Source organism: Bradyrhizobium sp. NBAIM08 (assembly GCF_020193935.1).
In the GTDB taxonomy this organism is placed as follows: Bacteria; Pseudomonadota; Alphaproteobacteria; order Rhizobiales; family Xanthobacteraceae; genus Bradyrhizobium; species Bradyrhizobium yuanmingense.
The window spans coordinates 225,421-242,657 of record NZ_JADYVR010000007.1 but is presented as its reverse complement, the minus strand read 5'-3'; the positions used below and the strand labels follow the sequence as shown (position 1 = coordinate 242,657).

17 protein-coding genes and 1 tRNA gene are annotated in these 17,237 nt (G+C 65.2%); 9 read left to right on the top strand and 9 right to left on the bottom strand.

Annotation, left to right across the window (positions count from 1 at the left end; translation table 11 throughout):
* The first annotated feature begins 2 nt into the window (after nt 1-2).
* Together I6F37_RS24620 and I6F37_RS24615 are read left to right on the top strand one after the other, a co-directional pair.
* Nucleotides 3-479: an NUDIX hydrolase gene (locus I6F37_RS24620; protein WP_225152957.1), complete on the top strand. Its 477-nt coding sequence runs from the start codon at nt 3-5 to the stop codon at nt 477-479.
* Nucleotides 480-686: 207 nt separating this feature from the next.
* Nucleotides 687-1,544, top strand: a complete 858-nt coding sequence (locus I6F37_RS24615; protein ID WP_035997829.1) for a glyoxalase superfamily protein — start codon at nt 687-689, stop codon at nt 1,542-1,544.
* A gap of 11 nt (nt 1,545-1,555) precedes the next feature.
* On the opposite strand, the gene I6F37_RS24610 is transcribed toward I6F37_RS24615, so the two are convergent.
* The 4 genes from I6F37_RS24610 to cpdR all read right to left on the bottom strand — a co-directional run bounded on the left by I6F37_RS24610 (nt 1,556) and on the right by cpdR (nt 3,003).
* Nucleotides 1,556-1,798, bottom strand: a complete 243-nt coding sequence (locus I6F37_RS24610) for a hypothetical protein (RefSeq protein WP_035997826.1) — start codon at nt 1,796-1,798, stop codon at nt 1,556-1,558.
* An 8-nt stretch (nt 1,799-1,806) separates the two neighbouring features.
* Nucleotides 1,807-2,280 (bottom strand): L-2-amino-thiazoline-4-carboxylic acid hydrolase, encoded by a 474-nt coding sequence (locus I6F37_RS24605; protein ID WP_225152955.1) that lies wholly within the window; start codon nt 2,278-2,280, stop codon nt 1,807-1,809.
* A 214-nt stretch (nt 2,281-2,494) separates the two neighbouring features.
* A tRNA-Val gene (locus I6F37_RS24600) sits at nt 2,495-2,569 on the bottom strand.
* 74 nt (nt 2,570-2,643) lie between these two features.
* A complete protein-coding gene (gene cpdR / locus I6F37_RS24595) occupies nt 2,644-3,003 on the bottom strand; it encodes a cell cycle two-component system response regulator CpdR (RefSeq protein ID WP_007597092.1) in 360 nt (119 codons plus the stop codon).
* A gap of 333 nt (nt 3,004-3,336) precedes the next feature.
* Here cpdR and I6F37_RS24590 point away from each other — a divergent pair, with 333 nt between their 5' ends.
* Nucleotides 3,337-4,227, top strand: coding sequence for an N-formylglutamate amidohydrolase (locus tag I6F37_RS24590; protein WP_035997849.1), 891 nt, complete (start codon nt 3,337-3,339; stop codon nt 4,225-4,227).
* A gap of 522 nt (nt 4,228-4,749) precedes the next feature.
* Nucleotides 4,750-5,532 (top strand): histidinol-phosphatase, encoded by a 783-nt coding sequence (gene hisN / locus I6F37_RS24585; protein ID WP_035997821.1) that lies wholly within the window; start codon nt 4,750-4,752, stop codon nt 5,530-5,532.
* 249 nt (nt 5,533-5,781) lie between these two features.
* On the opposite strand, the gene I6F37_RS24580 is transcribed toward hisN, so the two are convergent.
* Nucleotides 5,782-6,672 (bottom strand): LysR substrate-binding domain-containing protein, encoded by an 891-nt coding sequence (locus I6F37_RS24580; RefSeq protein ID WP_225152953.1) that lies wholly within the window; start codon nt 6,670-6,672, stop codon nt 5,782-5,784.
* 99 nt (nt 6,673-6,771) lie between these two features.
* Here I6F37_RS24580 and I6F37_RS24575 point away from each other — a divergent pair, with 99 nt between their 5' ends.
* Nucleotides 6,772-7,524: a sulfite exporter TauE/SafE family protein gene (locus I6F37_RS24575; protein WP_036021408.1), complete on the top strand. Its 753-nt coding sequence runs from the start codon at nt 6,772-6,774 to the stop codon at nt 7,522-7,524.
* Between the two features lie 5 nt (nt 7,525-7,529).
* On the opposite strand, the gene I6F37_RS24570 is transcribed toward I6F37_RS24575, so the two are convergent.
* Entirely contained in the window at nt 7,530-7,940 is a 411-nt protein-coding gene (locus tag I6F37_RS24570; protein ID WP_036021404.1) for a GFA family protein, read from the bottom strand.
* A gap of 54 nt (nt 7,941-7,994) precedes the next feature.
* A complete protein-coding gene (locus I6F37_RS24565) occupies nt 7,995-8,627 on the bottom strand; it encodes a LysE family translocator (protein WP_225152951.1) in 633 nt (210 codons plus the stop codon).
* A gap of 221 nt (nt 8,628-8,848) precedes the next feature.
* Between I6F37_RS24565 and I6F37_RS24560 the strand changes: the two genes are divergently transcribed.
* Nucleotides 8,849-10,645, top strand: coding sequence for an adenylate/guanylate cyclase domain-containing protein (locus I6F37_RS24560; RefSeq protein WP_225134579.1), 1,797 nt, complete (start codon nt 8,849-8,851; stop codon nt 10,643-10,645).
* 185 nt (nt 10,646-10,830) lie between these two features.
* Nucleotides 10,831-13,596: a di-heme-cytochrome C peroxidase gene (locus I6F37_RS24555; RefSeq protein WP_225152949.1), complete on the top strand. Its 2,766-nt coding sequence runs from the start codon at nt 10,831-10,833 to the stop codon at nt 13,594-13,596.
* A gap of 161 nt (nt 13,597-13,757) precedes the next feature.
* Here the strand turns inward: I6F37_RS24555 and I6F37_RS24550 are convergent, their stop codons facing one another.
* Nucleotides 13,758-14,705 (bottom strand): alpha/beta fold hydrolase, encoded by a 948-nt coding sequence (locus I6F37_RS24550; protein ID WP_057028207.1) that lies wholly within the window; start codon nt 14,703-14,705, stop codon nt 13,758-13,760.
* Nucleotides 14,706-14,921: 216 nt separating this feature from the next.
* Here I6F37_RS24550 and I6F37_RS24545 point away from each other — a divergent pair, with 216 nt between their 5' ends.
* Nucleotides 14,922-15,386: an Hsp20 family protein gene (locus I6F37_RS24545; protein WP_035997846.1), complete on the top strand. Its 465-nt coding sequence runs from the start codon at nt 14,922-14,924 to the stop codon at nt 15,384-15,386.
* Nucleotides 15,387-15,543: 157 nt separating this feature from the next.
* Nucleotides 15,544-16,314 carry an alpha/beta fold hydrolase gene (locus I6F37_RS24540; protein WP_036036655.1) on the top strand — a complete coding sequence of 257 codons (771 nt, stop codon included), beginning with the start codon at nt 15,544-15,546 and terminating at the stop codon, nt 16,312-16,314.
* A gap of 62 nt (nt 16,315-16,376) precedes the next feature.
* Here the strand turns inward: I6F37_RS24540 and I6F37_RS24535 are convergent, their stop codons facing one another.
* Nucleotides 16,377-17,126, bottom strand: a complete 750-nt coding sequence (locus tag I6F37_RS24535; RefSeq protein ID WP_225152947.1) for a hypothetical protein — start codon at nt 17,124-17,126, stop codon at nt 16,377-16,379.
* Between the last annotated feature and the right edge of the window lie 111 nt (nt 17,127-17,237).

Below are 17,237 nucleotides of genomic sequence, written 5' to 3'. Positions count from 1 at the left end.
CCATGACCACTTGGCGCCCACATCCCGGTATCCGCGTCGTCGCGATCGGCCTGCATTGGCGCGGCGGGCGGCTGCTGGCGGCCGAGGTGCGCGACGATGCGGGGCGGATCAAGGGGGTGCGCCCGCTCGGCGGCGAGATCGAGTTCGGCGAGAGCTGGCGCGCGGCCTTGGTGCGGGAATTCAACGAAGAGCTCGGCGTCGACGTCGGCATCGTGGGTGAGCCCTTGATGCTGGAGAACATCTTTGTGCACGAGGGATCGACCGGGCACGAGGTGATGTACATCGCGGAGGTCGCGTTTCCGGATGGCGCATTCGCCGGCCGGGAGCGCATCGACTTCCGCGAGGACAATGGAGAGCAGATCGTCGCGCGGTGGTTCGACCTTGCCGATCTCGACCTGGACGGCGGGCCGAAGCTCTATCCGACCGGACTGAAGGACTTGCTGCTGCAGCCTGCGCGTCGTGCATCAACGGAAGAGTGATGCGTGATCCATGTCGAGACGCCGACGACGTCGGTTGACAAGCATGGCGCTCTCAAGCAAAATTTCGAAAGGTTGATACCGCCGGCCGCTTGCGCCCTTCGGGGTATGGTGAAGTGTATCGGACCGCCGCCCGCTTCCTTTGCTCACGCGAACGGGTCAGTAACGCAAGCCCTGACATTCTCCGTTCATGTTGCAAAGGAACAGAGTATGCGCGATTTCCGCGACGCCAAAGCCATGGCGCAGACGCTCCGAGAATCCCTCAACGCCCGATCGGTCTCCCTCACCGTCAGCGAGAGCCTCGAGCTCATCGCGAGGTTATTCGGGCTGGCCGATTGGAATGTCCTGGCGGCCCGAATCCGTTCTGCGGAGCAGGCCGGCTCGGGCCGCAGCAACGAGGAAAGCACCAAGACCGATGCTGCGGATCAGCTCCGCTCGAGAGCCAAAGAAACTCAGTTGCCGCAGGCGGTGCTGGATCGTTATGCCGGAACATACCAATTCCATAGCGCCGTCTTCACCGTGACGCGTGAACAGGATCATCTGTCCGGACGGCTGAGCGGTCAAAGCTCGGCGCAATATTACGCGGTGGGCGAAACGGAATTCGCCGCGCGGGAGATCGATGTCGAGCTACGGTTTACCCTCGGGCCGGATGGGGTGCCTACCGCCGTGATCCTGCGCCAGCACGGCAACGATCACACCATGCCACGCATCGACACGAGCACGGCGCAAGAGCTCCAACGCGCGATCGAGTCTCGTATGAGCAGCCGGTCCGCCAATCCCGGGACCGCGGCCGCGCTTCGCCGTCTGATCGAGAGCGTCGCATCGGGCCAGCCCAATTACGGCGAGATGAGCGCCGACTTGGCCGAGGCGACACGCAAGCAATTGCCGCGCCTGCAGCCGGGCCTTGCCGAAATGGGTCCGATCACCTCGATCGAATTCCTCGGTGTGAACGCACAAGGACAGGACGTCTATTCCGTCTGGCATCAGGGTGGCGCAGCCTCGCACTGGCACATCGCGCTCGGCAACGACGGCACGATCATCTCGGCCTTCGTCACGCCGGGGCCATGAGCTCGGTCAGGCTACCACACCTCCGCGCCGGGAATTTTCTTCCGCACCGCCATCCGCTGGATCCAGATGCAGCGGCGGACGGACCTGCTGGAGCGGCCGACGGCGGAGATCCCCTCGCCGGCCTGAAGCAGCGGCGCCACGTTCTGGCGCAAGCTGCGGCAGCGCTGGAGCTCGGCTTGCCAGTCGACGATCGCGGCGTCGGCGCGCGGCGCCATCAGCGCCAGCATCGCCATGGCGAGACAGATCGTCCGCATCGCTCCTCTCACTGTGATCCGCCTCCATCCCGGCGGTAGCGGAAATCGCAATGAGAGGCGCCCTGCATGATGGTCTGCGTGCGCGTGAGCCTGACGTCGGGACCGAACCCATCCGCGGTCGCAAAGTCCGCGGTGCAGATCAGCAGGAAGCCGAGTTCGGGCTCGCCCAGGGCCTTGTAGAACTCGGCATAGGCGCAGCGCGTCACGTCGAACGCGAAGGCGTCCGCCGTCTGTTCGATCACGTCATAAGCGAGCGCATCGTCGCGGGCATAAGTTTTGAAGGCCGACGACACGGCCTTGCCGAGATTGCTCTCGTTCTTGGCCTTCCAGAACGCCTCGCCGAAGCCGCGATAGAGATCGCCGAGCGCCTTGCGCACCAGCGCATTGGCGCGCGCCTCGCCGAGCTCGGCCTGCAACGTCTTGATCAGCGGCACCAGCACCTGCGCCTGGATCTTCGCTTGCTCGATGACGGACACGGTCATGGGCGGCCTCGTGTCGGAGATGTCATTGTAGCCCGGATGGAGTGCAGGGTCATCCGGGACAGCGGCCGGGAAACTGCGGCCGGATTGCGCGTCGCTGCAACGGGCTAGAAGCTTTCGAGCAAGCCGCACCAGTCCGTCTTCGCTCTTCGAGCTACGCCGGACACGCTTCGCCGCAATCTTCCAGGCTGTGCCACGCGAAGCCGAAGGCGAAGCGTGGTGGGCACGACAGGGATCGAACCTGTGACCCCTACCATGTCAAGGTAGTGCTCTCCCGCTGAGCTACGTGCCCTAAAGTCCACTTGTGTCGGGTGGGGTCCCTATAACGGCTCAGGGGAGCCGGCGCAAGGACGGAAGGGGGCCGATTCAGGCCGCCAGCATCTTGTTCACTTCGCTGACCAATTCGCGCAGATGCACCGGCTTGGACAGGACCTTGGCGTTCTTGGGGGCGTCCGAATCCGAGTTCAGGGCGACCGCGGCAAAGCCAGTGATGAACATGATCTTGATGTCGGGGTCGAGTTCCGAGGCTCGGCGGGCGAGCTCGATGCCGTCCATTTCCGGCATCACGATATCGGTCAACAGCATCTCGAACGGCTCTTCCCGCAGCCGCTGATAGGCGGCCATGCCGTTGTCGTGGGACGAGACCTGAAAACCGGCGTTTTCCAGCGCCTTGACCAGGAAACGGCGCATGTCGTTGTCGTCTTCGGCGAGCAGGATCTTTGGCATGGCAGGAAACGTCGAATCCCCAGAGGATATCAGCAGAGGTCACTAAGCCCGACAGAGGGTAAATTTGGGGTGAAAATCTTAACCCTGCGCCGGCCCCGCTGCCGGCTCTTTGTGGACCGGAACGAGGTCCAGATCAATCGAGCCGGACCGGCCCGTCCCCATCCCGATGCCTGCACGGTTAAGACGTGTTCCAAGGGGCCATGACATCTTTTCGCTTGGCAGAATGGTTGCGATTCCGGACAATGACGACACATAAGAGCCGCGAGATCGGCCGAATCATTGGACCCGGAGCTTGTCCGGATCGTGCGGCACGAAGGGACGAAGCCTGAGAAGATGACCCGCTTTGACGGCGACATGTCGCCAGCCTTCGAGATCTTCGAGCCTGCCGAATGGCGCGCGCCCGTCATCTTCAACTCGCCGCATTCCGGCTCGACCTATCCTGAAGAATTCCTGGCGGCGTCGCGGATCGACCTGCCCACGCTGCGACGGTCGGAAGATTCGTTCATGGATGAGCTGATCGGCCATCTGAGCGCGCGCGGCTTTCCGACGGTGCGGGTCAACTTTCCCCGCTCCTATGTCGACGTCAACCGCGAGCCCTATGAGCTCGACCCGCGCATGTTCACTGGCCGGCTGCCGAGCTTCGCCAACACCCGCTCGATGCGGGTCGCCGGCGGCCTCGGCACCATTCCGCGCGTGGTGGGCGACGGCCAGGAGATCTATCGCGACCGCCTCCTGGTCGACGATGCGCTGGGGCGGATCGAGACGCTGTACAAGCCCTACCATCGCGCGCTGCGCCGGCTGATCAACAAGGTGCACCAGATGTTCGGCACGGTGGTGCTGGTCGACTGCCACTCGATGCCCTCGGTCGGCGTCAGCAGGGACGAGCCGCGCCGGCCCGACGTCGTAATCGGCGATCGCTACGGCACCAGCTGCACGCCGCTCTTGCCCGATCGCGTCGAGGAGACCATGAGCGGGCTCGGCTATTCGATCGGCCGCAACAAGCCCTATGCCGGCGGCTTCATCACCGAGCATTACGGCAATCCCGCGAGCGGCCTGCACGCCGTGCAGCTCGAGCTCAACCGCGCGATCTACATGGACGAGCGGCGGCGCGAGCGCGGCGCTCGCTTTGCGCAAGTGGCCTCCGACTTCGGCGTTCTCGCCGACGTGCTGGCGACCACGATTCCGTTCGCCGATCTCGGCCCGTTCCAGGCCGCGGCGGAATAGGACGCAGCTTCTCTCCGAAACGACGAGGCCTTGCGCGCGACTGCGTTTTCGCTTCGCAAGCTTGCGCGCCCCAAATGAAAACGGCGGGGCTAAGAAAAAAGGGCCGCTCGCGAATGACGCAAGCGGCCCAAGTCTAGGGAGGAAACGCCCAAGGAGGGCAGCGGTAACGCGAGGCGCTACCGCACCGCAACAATATGCGACCGCGCCGCACAAAGTGCAAGGGCTTTTGCGCGGTTTCCCATGCAAATCGCACATGGCTCAGTTGCTTCTATGGAAACCCAGATTCAGTTTCTTTGATAAGGAGATTCAATGGGTTGATAGTCATTTGCATACGAACAAGGCAAGGTCGGAACTAAGATTTCAACTCCATGATCGATATTTGGCCAGCAGATGACTGGAATGGGGCAGCCCGCCCCGGCATCCAAAATACCAGGGAGCAACATCAAGACAGCGCTGCACGCGGCAGTCGAATTGAGCTAGGCAGGAGGCAAGCTCTCCAACTTCGCTTCGAGGATTTCGCCTGTGACGGTGATCGACTTCTCCGCCTTCATCGGTCGGCTCGCCACCGCCTCCGGCGAAACCATCCTGCCGTTCTTCCGCACCTCGCTGTCGATCGACGACAAGAGCAAGACCAAGGATTTCGACCCGGTGACGGAGGCCGACCGCGCCGCGGAGGCGGTGATGCGGCGGCTGATCAAGGCCAACTTCCCCCAGCACGGCATCGTCGGCGAGGAATTCGGCAACGAGCGCGAGGACGCCGACTATGTCTGGGTGCTCGACCCCATCGACGGCACCAAATCCTTCATCGGCGGCTTTCCGATCTGGGGCACGCTGATCGCGCTGTTGCACAAGGGCACGCCGGTGTTCGGCATGATGCACCAGCCCTTCATCGGCGAGCGCTTTTCCGGCGACAACGGTTCGGCCAATTATAAAGGGCCGTCGGGCGAGCGCCGGCTCCAGGTCCGCCGCTGCGCTTCGCTGTCGGAGGCCACGACCTACACCACCAGCCCGCTGCTGATGAACGAGCGCGACCGCGCCATCTTCGGCCACATCGAGAAGAGCGCGCGGCTGTCGCGCTATGGCGGCGACTGCTACTCCTATTGCATGCTTGCCGCGGGCCACGTCGACCTCGTGGTCGAGACCGAGCTGAAGCCCTATGACATCGCGGCACTGATCCCGATCGTGACCGGCGCCGGCGGCGTCGTCACCACCTGGGAAGGCAAGCCGGCCCAGGGCGGCGGCCGCATCATCGCCGCTGGCGACGCGCGGGTGCACGAGGCAGCGTTGAAGCTTTTGAACCAGTAGCGCGCGGGCGGAGGGCTTGCATCACCGACGCGGGAGCGGAGATGGCGAAGTAGGTGTCTTACCCTCCCCTGGAGGGCCAGGGCTATCGCATATGAGATGCCGCTATGGCAGCGTCATGGCCGGGCTTGTCCCGGCCATCCACGCCTTTCCACGCGGCACAAAGAACGTGGATGCCCGGGACAAGCCCGGGCATGACGACCTCTGCAAAATTCAATTGCGATTGACCCTCCAGGGGAGGGTAACAGCTCCTCACACCGCCTCGGCTCGCAAATGCTCCACCAGCAGCTTGGCCGGCCTTGGCAGCGCCTTGAAGCTGCGCGCGCAGATCACGAGGCGGCGGTTGGCGAAGGCATCGCGCAGGCGGACCATGGCGAGCGGCATGGTCCTGGCACAGCGGCGGGCGGCGGCTTCGGGCACCAGCGCCACGCCGACATCGGCCGCGACCATCTGGCAGATCGCGTCGAAGTCGCGCAGGCGCGCGCGGAAATGCGGCCGCATGCCGAGCCGCGCGGCGTGCTTCGAGATGTGCATCTGGAGCGCGGTGGCGCTGGTGAGGCCGACGAAGTCGCAAGCCCCTGCCTCCTGAAAGTCGATCTGGCGGCGGCCGGCGAACGGGCCGCGTTTCGACGTCACCAGCGTCAGGCGATCCTCGCTGAAGGGAAAGCGCTCGATATGCTCGGGCAGCGCGTGCTCGGCGGCGAAGCCGAGATCGGCGGCGCCTGCGGTGATCGCCGCCGCGATATCGGTGCTCTCGCGCTCCTCGATGTCGACGGCGACGTCGCGATGCTGGCGCAGGAAGCCGGCGAGCGCCTTCGGCAGATGCTCAGACAGGCCCGACGTGTTGGCGAGGAAATGCACGCTGGCGCGCACGCCGCTGGCAAAGCCGGCGAGATCGCCGCGCATGGCGTCGATCTGATGGATCACGAGCCTGGCATGATCGAGCAGGCTCTCGCCGGCCGCGGTCAACTCGACGCCGCGGCGCCCGCGCTTGAGCAGCGCGACGCCGAGCGCATCCTCGAGCCCCTTGATACGCGCGCTGGCCGAGGCCAGCGCGAGGTGCGAGCGCTCCGCGCCGCGGGTGATGCTTCGCTGGTCGGCGACGGCGATGAAGAGCTGGAGATCGACCAGGTCGAAGCGCATGCGATGTCTCCCTGAGCTCCCTGAGCCTTCGTTGAGGCCGAAGGCTCTCTCCGTAACCTCCAGATTGTGCGCCGGCGCGGCTTCGGTCAATGTGCTGGCATGATCGACCCGCTGCTCATCCTCATCGCCGCCGTGTTCCTGCTCGCCGGATTCGTCAAGGGCGTGGTCGGGCTCGGCCTGCCGACGGTGTCGATGGGCCTGCTCGCCGTGAGCATGGCGCCGAGCCGCGCCATCGCCATCGTCATCGTTCCCGCCATCGTCACCAACATCTGGCAGACCTTCGTCGGCCCGCATTTGCGCGACATCCTGCGGCGGCTGTGGCCGCTGATGATCGGCACCGTGGTCGGCTGCTGGCTCAATGCCGGCGCGCTGACCGGGCCGCATGCGCGCTACGGCACGATCGTGCTGGGCGCCCTGCTCGTCGTCTACGCCGTGATCGGACTGAACAAGTTCCACTTCCGCGTCGCGCCCGAGAACGAGAAATGGGTCGGCGGCGTGGTCGGCGTCATCACCGGGGTGATTTCGGCCTCAACAGGCGTGCAGGTGATCCCGTCGATGCCGTTCATGCAGGCGATCGGCATGGAGAAGGACGAATTGGTGCAGGCGCTTGGGGTGTTTTTCACCACCGCGACGCTGGCGCTCGCCTTCAACCTGACCGCGGTCGGATTGCTCACGCCCGCCAATGTCGTGCCGGGCGCGATCGGACTCGCCATGGCCTTTGCCGGCATGTTCATCGGCCAATCGGTGCGGGCGCGGATGCCGGCGGAGGCGTTTCGCCGCTGGTTCCTGATCGCGATGATCCTGCTCGGCCTTTACCTCGCCGGCAGCGCGCTGGCGAAGGAATTCGCTTAAGCGCCTTACGATTTCGGCCCGTAGCCCGGCACCCATTTTTCGTGCTGGGGCAGGTCGTCCTGGATTGTCCACCACGACGCGCGCGACGAGGTGAAAACGTGGAGGCGAGGCCGGACTTCCGGGTCGTCATCGAGCAGGCCAGCGGGAATGCTGACGGTCGGGAGATAGCTCGCCTTGCCCGGCGTCGGGCAGCCGCAGGTCCTGCAACGATAGCGGATACTGCCCGGCGAGGATTCGTAAGATGCCGTCATGTCCTCGCCCGCCACGAAGCGAAACTTGTCGGCATCGACATGCGCGTAGGTGGCGAAGGCCGCGCCGCTCAGCTTGCGGCAATTGACGCAATGGCAGTGCGTCAGCGCGCGCACCTTCTCGATCTCGAACCGCACGGTGCCACACAGACAGCTTCCACGGATCATCGAAACCTCCCGAGCGCAGCCTCGATCGGACCGCTTCTCATTCACTAGAACGACCTACCGCGTCTCCAGCATGGCGACGCGGATGCCGAGATAGATGAAGAGGCCGCCGAGCGCGCGGTTGACCCAGGCGATCGCGCCCTCGGACTTGCGCAGCCGGTAGGCGGCTCTGGCGGCGAACGCCGCCAGCACCAGGCACCACAGTGTCCCCGTAAAGATGAAGATCAGGCCGAGCGTCAGGAAGGCGAGCGGCTTGTGCGGGGCATCGGCTGCGACGAATTGCGGCAGAAAGGCGAGGAAGAACAGCGCGACCTTGGGATTGAGCGCGTTGGTGAAGACACCCTGGAGGAAGACCCGCTGCAATGAGCTCCGCACCGGCTCGTCCAGGTCTGAAGCCAGCGTCCGGCGCGACCACAGCATCTGAAGACCGGTCACGACGAGATAGGCCGCGCCGACCAGCTTCAGGATCGAAAAGGCCGTGGACGAGGCCATCAGCAGAGCCGAAAGCCCGATCGCCGCGCCCGCGACATGGACGAAGCAGCCGCAACTGATGCCCAGGGCGGCAGCGGCGCCGCCCCGCCAGCCCATCTGCATGCTGCGGCCGATCACATAGACCGAATCCGGCCCCGGCGTGATGTTGAGCACCACGCCCGAGAGGATGAAAAGCCCGATCTCGTGAATGCCCAGCATGAAGGTCCTCCGCTGCCGTCCTGGCGGTCCTGGTTCCGCTTAGTCGGTTCGCCCGTTCCCGTCCACCGCCGGGATTGCGCAGGATTTACCTCGAATTTGCAATGCGGATCATGCTTCCGCTGCGGCGCATCTGCTCTATAAAGGCGGGGTTCTTGAAATGCGGGATTCGCGGCAACCGCCACGCTGTGGCCGGTCATCTGGTCCCTTGGAGCTTTGAGGATATGGAAAGACGTCTGGCCGCCATCGTCTGCGCCGATGTCGCCGGCTATTCGCGCATGATGGGCAGCGACGAGGCCGGCACCCATGCCGCCTTCAAGGCCCATCGCGCCGCGATCCATCCCATCATCCTCAATCACGGCGGCCGCGTCGTGAAGAACACCGGCGACGGCTTCCTGCTGGAATTCGCCTCGATCGTCGGCGCCGCCGAGGCGGCGATCGCGATGCAGACGCTGATGGCCGAACGCAACCGCCATCTGCCGGCCGACCGCGCCATGCAGTTCCGGCTCGGCATCCACATGGGCGACGTCATCGCCGACGAGGACGAGGTCTTCGGCGACGATGTCAACATCGCCGTCCGCCTGGAATCGGTGGCGAGCCCCGGCGGCTTCGCGATCTCGGCCAAGGCCTACCGGGAGGCGAGCAAGCATCTCACCGTGCCGCTGACCGATGCCGGCAACCATCGCTTCAAGAACATCAAGGATGCGATCGGGGTCTTTACCTGGACGCCCGAAGGGGCGCCGGCGCTTGCCCCCGAGCTCCGTGAGGCCTCGGCGCTGTCGCAGCAGTACCGAACGGCCATCGTCGGCGTGCTGCCCTTTGCCAATCTCAGCGACGCCCAGGACGAATATTTCTCCGACGGCCTCACCGAGGACCTGATCCACGCGCTGTCGCTGCAATCCTTCTACCGGGTGCTGAGCCGCAACTCGACCTTCGCCTTCAAGGGCAAGAACGTGGGCACCCGGCTGATCGCGCGCGAGATCGACGCCTCCTATCTGATCCAGGGCTCGGTGCGGCGCGCCGGCGCCAAGATCCGCGTCACCGCCGAGTTGATCGCGCCGGAGACCGGCGAGCAGCTCTGGACCGGCCGCTACGACCGCGACATCGGCGATTTGTTCGCGATGCAGGACGAGATCACCACCAATTTGTCCGCCGCCATCGCCACAGAGATCGTCCGTGCCGAGGCCTCGGCGCCGGCGCGGCTCTCGACCGACGTCACCGCCTGGGACCGCTTCCTCAAGGGGCTGTCGCATTACTATCGGCAAACCAAGGAAGATCTGGCCGTCGCGGTCGACCTATTCCGCGAGGCCATCGGGCTCGATCCCAAGCTGTCGATCGCGCATGCCTATCTCGCCACGATCCAGATCCAGAGCATTCAGTTCGGCTGGGTCAAGGGCACGCGCGAGATGTGGGCCGAGGCGATGAGCCTCGCCGAAACCAGCGTCCGGCTCGATCCGCGCTCCTCTTTCGCGTTCTCGATCCTGACCTGGGCGCACGCATTGGAGGGTCATCACGAGGCGGCAATGGACGCCGCCAAGCGCGCGGTCGCGCTCAACCCTTACGACAATGGCGCGCGCGGCGTGCTCGGCATCTGCCATTTCATGATCGGCGAGCACCGCGAGGCGATCGAGCTGTTCTCGATGGCCGCGCAACGCGACAACAGCGACCCGCGCTACCAATGGTCGGCGCTGAACGCGTTCAGTCACTATCTTCTGCGCCAATATGACGCGACGCTGTCGTGGGCCCGCGAGCAGCTCTACATCAACCCGAATCACATGCAGGCGCTGGCGATCCGCGCCGCGGCGTTGGCGCAGCTCGGGCGAAGCGACGAGGCCAGCGAAGCTGCCCGCGTGCTGATGGCAAATTATCCAACGCTGAATGTCGACAGGCACTTGCGCAACTTCCACTGGAAGCGGCCCGAGGACATCGCCCATTATCGCGAGGGGCTGCTGAAGGCCGGCGTGCCGCTCGGCAAGCTGACGCTGGTCCAGAGCGACGTCAAACGGGCCGCCGAATCCTGAACGAAGGGGGCCGCAGGCCCGACGTGGTTCCGGTGCGACCGCCTGCTCGTTGTTGACGCGACAGTGAAATGGGCCACACTCGTCACACGCTGAAGTAGTATATCGTGCTGTCGGTTTGTTAGGACTTTCCGCGCTCTAACAGCGCGCCTGCTTTTTCAAGATTCGCTGCTTTCAGGATTTGGGCCATGCATCACCCCGCTTCGAAGCCGCCCCTCGATCCCTCGATTCCAGTCTCGCCGAACAATCCCTGCCCGTTCCTGCGCGGCCTCGTCGGCGAAGGCTTCGTCGAGGGCGGCACCGTCCCGCTCAACACGCTGTCGCAGACCATCGCCAATGCGACCGGTGAGACGGGGCTGAAGAAGGTCTCGGCCCGCATCCAGGTCCGCGGCGTCGCGATGATCGCCAACGGCGTCAAGCACATTCTGAAGAGCATCTTTTCGGGCGCGCAGCTCGACGCGCTGCGCGGCGGCCCGCTGGACAAGCGCGGCGCCGGCTCGCGCATCCTCGGCGTCGACGGCAAGATCGACGAGGACGAGATCGCGCGGCTCGCGAGCTTCGGCCGGAACTACACCGACCCGAACACTGGCAGCAGCGAGCCCGGCCTCAACGCCGCGGAAATCAAGACCTTCATGCGCGACAACCTCGAGCGCGCCGGCAGCGCCGCTCGCTGGTACTACCCGCTGCTGATGAAGTTCGAATGGCCCATCCTTTTGAAGATCATCGGCAAGGGCAAGCAGGGCGAAGAGCGCTATCTCAGCGTGGCCGACGTGCGCACGCTGTTCGAACAGCGCCAATTCCCCGACCGCATCAATCAGCGGATCGTATCGCAGCCGCTGCTGTCGCCCTGCCAGCTCCGCTTTCGCTGGGCGGTCGCGCTCACGGCGTTCGTCATCGGCCTCGGCCTCGTCGCCCTGGTCGCGGTCGCCGAATTCCCCAACCAGGTTCGTGCCATGCTGCCGCAGAAGGGCGTGCTGGTGAATCTCCTGCCGCCGCCCCTGCCGGCGATGCCCGAAACCAAGGCTGCCTATTGGCTCGAGCAGAATTGGTCGCTCAAGGACCGACATTGGTTCCACCACGCCAGCCAGGGCACCGCGACGTTCCCGGTGCCCTATGAGTGGTTCGTGGCGCTGGAGCAGCCGCAGCTCCACCTGTTCTCCAAACCGGGCCTGATCAAGGACAGCGCCTATCTCGAACGCTTCGGCTTCATCCCGAGCCCGCAGACGATCCAGACCGACACGGCGACGCTGCGCCGCTTCGGCTACGCCAATGTCTACGAGACCACGCAAGCGTCGGACTGGTCGACGCGCTGGACGCCGGCGGAGAACGTTGACGGCCTGCCGGTCGGCTTCGCGCGCATGACCGGCGTGGTCGATCCCGCGACGAGCCGCCGCGAGGACGACATGATCGGACTGACCTGCGCCGCCTGTCATACCGGCCAGATCCATTACCAGGGCATCGACGTCCGTTTCGACGGCGGCCCGGCGATGACCGACCTGAAGAAGCTCGAGCTCGCGACCGGCCTGTCGATCGCCTACACGCTGTACGTCCCGTTCCGCTTCCAGCGTTTCGCCGATCGCGTGCTCGGCCCCGACGCCAGCAAGGCGGACCGCGCCGCGCTCAAGCAGAAGCTGAGCACGATCGGCAGCTTCCTGATCGACTGGGCCAAGACTTACGAGAAGACGATCGAAGGCAAGACGACCTGGGACGGCAAGCAGCAGCAGGACACCGAGGAAGGGTTCGGCCGGCTCGATGCCCTCAACCGCATCGGCAACCAGGTGTTTTCGCAGGACCTCGCAATGAGCGGGGTCAAGGGATTCGAGAAGAACCTGCACGCCCAGGACGCGCCGGTCAGCTACCCCGCGATCTGGACGGTGCCCTGGTTCAAATTCGCCCAGTACGACGCCTCGATCGAGCAGCCGCTGATCCGCAACGCCGGCGAAGCCCTCGGCGTGACGGCGCTGCTCAATTTGTCCGATGCCTATCCGCAGGACAGGCTGTGGCGCTCCTCGGTGAACATCAGGACGCTCGGCTGGATCGAGGACATGCTGAGAGGCCCCGATCCATTCAAGGCGGCTGATGGTCCGAAGTTCGGCGGCCTGCTCGCACCGAAATGGCCCTCGCACATCCTCGGCGATGCCTGGAAGCTGAAGCCCGATCGGGTCGAACGCGGCCGCGCCATCTACGCGGAGATGTGCTCCGGATGCCATCTGCCTGACATCAACACCCCGGCCTTCTGGTCGTCGAAGCGCTGGGAGCCGAGCGGCGACAGCAAGGTGCTGAATGCGGTGACGATCCCGCTCGACGAGATCAAGACCGATCCCGAGCAGTCCCTCGTTCTCAGCAAGCGGACCGTCGACGTGCCCGGCTTTCTGAAAGTCAACACGGCTGACCTGCAGACGTGGTGGCAGTGCGAGATCCCGACCGCGAGCAAATCGCCCAACGAGATGGTCTATGCACTCGGGCTCATGACGGTGGTCGATCTCGTCGCCCGCAAATGGATGGACGACGAGAAGATCCCGGAGGCCGAACGGGCGCAAATGTGGAATATGGCGCGCAAGAACTGTCTCAATCCGGCGCCTGACCCGCGCTATCGCGCCCGGCCCTTGAACGGCATCTGGGCCACTGCGCCTTACCTGCACAACGGCTCGGTGCCTTCGCTGTACTGGTTGCTGAAGCCGCAGAACGAGCGTCCGCAAAAATTCTGCATGGGCCGCCGCGACTACGACCCCGACAGCGTCGGTTTCGCAGTCACCGCCAACGAGCGCTGCAAGACCGGTGAAACGGAGTTCTCCGCGACCGGCTCCGACGGCAAGCCGATCCAGGGCAACAGCGTGCTCGGCCATTCCTTCGAGCGCAAGGACGGTGAGTCGAAGCGCCCCGGCGTCATCGGCCGCATGTTCAAGGACGACGCCGAGCGCTACGACCTGATCGAGTATCTGAAGACGCTGTAAAGAATCTTGCTTCGTCATTGCGAGCGCAGCGAAGCAATCCAGGCTGTCGCCGCGGAGATAGCCTGGATTGCTTCGTCGCAAGAGCTCCTCGCAATGACGGAGAATGAGGACGCTCCTCGACTCCGATTCTCACCGTCCTCGTGGAGGCTCCCGATCTCTTCTCACTTGAACAGCGGCGTGCCAGGCACGAAGGCGTCGAAGGCGGCCCAGAACTGGGTGCGGTAGCGGTCCTGCTCCTGGAGGATCTCGTGCTTGGCACCGGCGATCACGAGATGGGAGCCGGCGCGCAAATGATAGGCGAATTCCTCGATCGCCGCGGTCGAGACCACGGTATCGTTGGAGGCCGCCAGCATCAGGATCGGCTGGCGGATCTGGGAGGGGTAGTTCACGCGCTTGAAGGTGTGCATCGCGCGGAAGGCGGTATCGGCCCAGGCGACCGTCGGCGAGGCTAGGCCAAGCGTCGGGTCTTCCTCCAGGATCGCGGCGTTGCGCGCATAGCGGACGGGATCGCTGGTCAAGGGATTGTTGATGAAGGGTTCGAGCCCGGTGAGGCGGTCGCTGCCGCCGGGGACGTAGCGGCCGCCCTGCCCGAGCAGGCGCATCGTCTTGAGCAGCGCACGCACGGGGAGCGAGGTGGTGCGCCCGGGCAGGTCGATCATCGGCGCAGACAGCACCATTCGGTCGAACCAGCGCTTGCCGGCATGCGCCACCCGCAGCAGCACCGTGCCGCCCATGGAATGGGCGAGCGCGAAGAAGGGCGGCGGGCAATCCGGCAGCACCACCTGCTGCACGAAGGTCTCGACGTCGATTTCGAAATCGGCGAAGTCGCGCACATAGCCCTTGCGCGGATCGCGCAGGCGGCGCGACGAATGGCCCTGCCCGCGCCAGTCGATCATCGCCACCGCAAAGCCGCGGTCGCGCAGGTCGCGCACGGTCTCGAAATATTTCTCGATCTGCTCGCTGCGCCCGGTGAAGACGCAGACCGTGCCCTTACGGTTCGCCGGCGGCGCCCAGCGCGCAAAGCGCAGCTCGACGCCATCAGGGGTCTTGATGGTGCCGCTGACGACGTTTTCGGGGACCGGATTGGCGGGAATCGAGACCAGCGTCATTGGGCGTGCTTGGGCGGGAAGTGCTGCAAATCAAGGGGCCAAAGCGCCGAAAAGGCGCCTGTCCCGCCCTCTTGAACGCCGTCTCGTTCCACCCATATCACCTTCGTGCAGGCCGCTACCAGTGTTTCGGAACCGGAACATCAGGCTGCACACAGACTAAAGCCCGGCCCGATTGGCGGGCGGGTTACCAACAGTCGCTCAATGGAGGACTTGACCATGCGTAGCTACGATCTCACTCCGTTCTATCGTTCCACCGTCGGCTTCGACCGTCTCTTCAACCTGCTCGACCAAGCCAGCTCCGACGGCAGCCCCGGTTATCCCCCCTACAACATCGAGCGCACCGGCGAGAACGCCTACCGCATCACCGTTGCGGTCTCGGGCTTTGCCAAGGATGAGCTCTCCATCGTCGCCAAGGAAAACACGCTGACGATCAAGGGCGAGAAAGTCGCGAACGAGAACTCGAAATCCGAAGTGCTCTACCGCGGCATCGCCGCGCGTGCCTTCGAGCGCGCCTTCCAGCTTGCCGACTTCGTGCAGGTGAAGGACGCCTCGCTCGAGAACGGGCTGCTTCACGTCGACCTCGTCCGCGAGATTCCCGAGGCCAAGAAGCCGCGCCAGATCGCGATCAACGCCGGCGCCAAGGCGCAGGTGATCGAGAACTCCGCCGCGCAGGCCGCCTGAGCCAGGCGACCAAACCCAGCGACTTCCAGGTTGCGAAAAACGCCCCGGTGCCCCGGGGCGTTTTTTTCGTTGCAATGCATCACAGAGCAGTGATGGCGTAACACCGTCGCCTCGCTCTCCGTCCTTTGGGCATCGAACCAAAAACACGGAGAAGTTCATGTCACTCTGGCGCAGCCTTTTCGTCGCCGCGAGCCTTTTGGCCGCTCCCCTCAACCTCGCTCATGCCCAGACACCGCAGACGGTCAAGGCGAAGAACGTCGTGCTGGTGCACGGCGCCTGGGCCGACGGCTCGAGCTGGTCGGAGGTGATCCCGATCCTGCAGGCTGCAGGCCTGCATGTGACCGCCGTGCAGAATCCGCTGTCCTCGCTCAGCGACTCCGTCGAGGCGACCAAGCGGGCGCTGGCCGAGCAGGACGGGCCGACGGTGCTGGTCGCGCATTCCTGGGGCGGCACCGTGATCAGCCAGGTCGGCACCGACCCGAAGGTCACCGGCCTCGTCTACGTCGCCGCACGCGCGCCCGATGCGAACGAGGATTTCGTGGCGCTGTCGAAGCAGTTTCCGGCCGGGCCGGCGCGCGCCGGCATCGTCGAGCGCGACGGCTACACCAAGCTCTCGGAAGAGGCCTTCCTGAAGTACTTCGCCAACGGCGTGAAGCCGGAGCAGGCCAAGGAGCTCTACGCCGTGCAATGGCCGACGGCGGCCTCGATCTTCGCCGGCCGCACCACGGAGGCGGCCTGGCGCTCCAAGCCGAGCTGGTACGCGGTGTCGAAGAACGACTACACCATCAACCCCGATTTCGAGCGCTTCCTCGCCAAGCGCATGAACGCCACCACGATCGAGCTCGATGCCGGCCACCTCTCGCTGGTGTCGCATCCAAAGGAGGTGGCGAATCTGATCCTGGATGCGGCGGGCTATCCGCGGAGCTGAGGCGCAGTCAGTTCACGCAAAAGCGCCCGAGAGATTCTCGGGCGCTTTCCGTTTGCTGAGGCCTAATCCAGCCCCAGTGCTGCTGGCATCTCCTGCGTCGGCAGGATGGTCGGGGCCGGCCTGACCTGACCGACGGTCGGCGCGGTTGCTTGCGGAGCGGCTTCGGTCGGCTTGGCTTGCACCACGGCGGCTTGCTGCGCGGGTTGGGCCTGCGCTGCCTGCGCCGCCGGCTCGGCTGGCTTGGCAACGACGACCGGCGGCTCGGCGCGCCGCGGGGCGGCCTTCGGCAGCGGCACGGCGCGGCTTGCCACATGCGGGATCGACGCCGGCGGGCGCGGCGGGCCGCCGCGGACCACGGTCGGCGGCAGTGCGGTTTGCGGCCCGTAGGGCGCGACCGCGCGCTCGTCATAGGCGGGCGCCATGCCATAGGCGTCAGGGGCGGGCATGAAGCGGATGATCCGCCCGTCGCGGGCGTCGATCACCAGCCGGCCATCGTCGCCGTTTCTGTCGATCACCGCGATGGTGTAGACGCCGCCGCGCAGGCGCGGAATGCCGAGCGGCGAGAAGCCGTTTTCGCGCAGCACGGCGTAAACCTCGGTCGGCGGCAACAAGGCCAGCGCAGGGCCGCGCTCCTCGTAGCCATAACCGTAGCGCGGCGGCGGGGCGGCTTCCGGCGGCGCATAGGGCCGGTCGAAATCCGAGACCGCGATGACGGCCCCTCTGGCGATACCGCTCGCGGGAACCTGGGCCTGCCCCGCACTGGCACCCAGCGCCAGCACGGCGGCGGCCACACATCCTGTGAAAAACTTCATGATCCAGACGCTCCTGTCAGGCCCTCCGGTGGCCGCCCTCTTTCGCTTCTCGCGGCGTGGCGCGCCTTCCGAAGGGTTGATCCGAAGCTTCATTTGGGATTTCGGCGCCGC

Coding starts and splice junctions, on each gene's coding strand:
- I6F37_RS24540 (WP_036036655.1), top strand. CDS start 15,544: ATGTCACTCTGGCGCAGCCTTTTCGTCGCCGCGAGCCTTTTGGCCGCT.
- I6F37_RS24580 (WP_225152953.1), bottom strand. CDS start 6,672: ATGCGCTTCGACCTGGTCGATCTCCAGCTCTTCATCGCCGTCGCCGAC.
- I6F37_RS24620 (WP_225152957.1), top strand. CDS start 3: ATGACCACTTGGCGCCCACATCCCGGTATCCGCGTCGTCGCGATCGGC.
- I6F37_RS24555 (WP_225152949.1), top strand. CDS start 10,831: ATGCATCACCCCGCTTCGAAGCCGCCCCTCGATCCCTCGATTCCAGTC.
- I6F37_RS24605 (WP_225152955.1), bottom strand. CDS start 2,280: ATGACCGTGTCCGTCATCGAGCAAGCGAAGATCCAGGCGCAGGTGCTG.
- I6F37_RS24610 (WP_035997826.1), bottom strand. CDS start 1,798: ATGCGGACGATCTGTCTCGCCATGGCGATGCTGGCGCTGATGGCGCCG.
- I6F37_RS24545 (WP_035997846.1), top strand. CDS start 14,922: ATGCGTAGCTACGATCTCACTCCGTTCTATCGTTCCACCGTCGGCTTC.
- cpdR (WP_007597092.1), bottom strand. CDS start 3,003: ATGCCAAAGATCCTGCTCGCCGAAGACGACAACGACATGCGCCGTTTC.
- I6F37_RS24560 (WP_225134579.1), top strand. CDS start 8,849: ATGGAAAGACGTCTGGCCGCCATCGTCTGCGCCGATGTCGCCGGCTAT.
- I6F37_RS24615 (WP_035997829.1), top strand. CDS start 687: ATGCGCGATTTCCGCGACGCCAAAGCCATGGCGCAGACGCTCCGAGAA.
- I6F37_RS24590 (WP_035997849.1), top strand. CDS start 3,337: ATGACCCGCTTTGACGGCGACATGTCGCCAGCCTTCGAGATCTTCGAG.
- I6F37_RS24550 (WP_057028207.1), bottom strand. CDS start 14,705: ATGACGCTGGTCTCGATTCCCGCCAATCCGGTCCCCGAAAACGTCGTC.
- I6F37_RS24535 (WP_225152947.1), bottom strand. CDS start 17,126: ATGAAGTTTTTCACAGGATGTGTGGCCGCCGCCGTGCTGGCGCTGGGT.
- I6F37_RS24565 (WP_225152951.1), bottom strand. CDS start 8,627: ATGCTGGGCATTCACGAGATCGGGCTTTTCATCCTCTCGGGCGTGGTG.
- I6F37_RS24570 (WP_036021404.1), bottom strand. CDS start 7,940: ATGATCCGTGGAAGCTGTCTGTGTGGCACCGTGCGGTTCGAGATCGAG.
- I6F37_RS24575 (WP_036021408.1), top strand. CDS start 6,772: ATGATCGACCCGCTGCTCATCCTCATCGCCGCCGTGTTCCTGCTCGCC.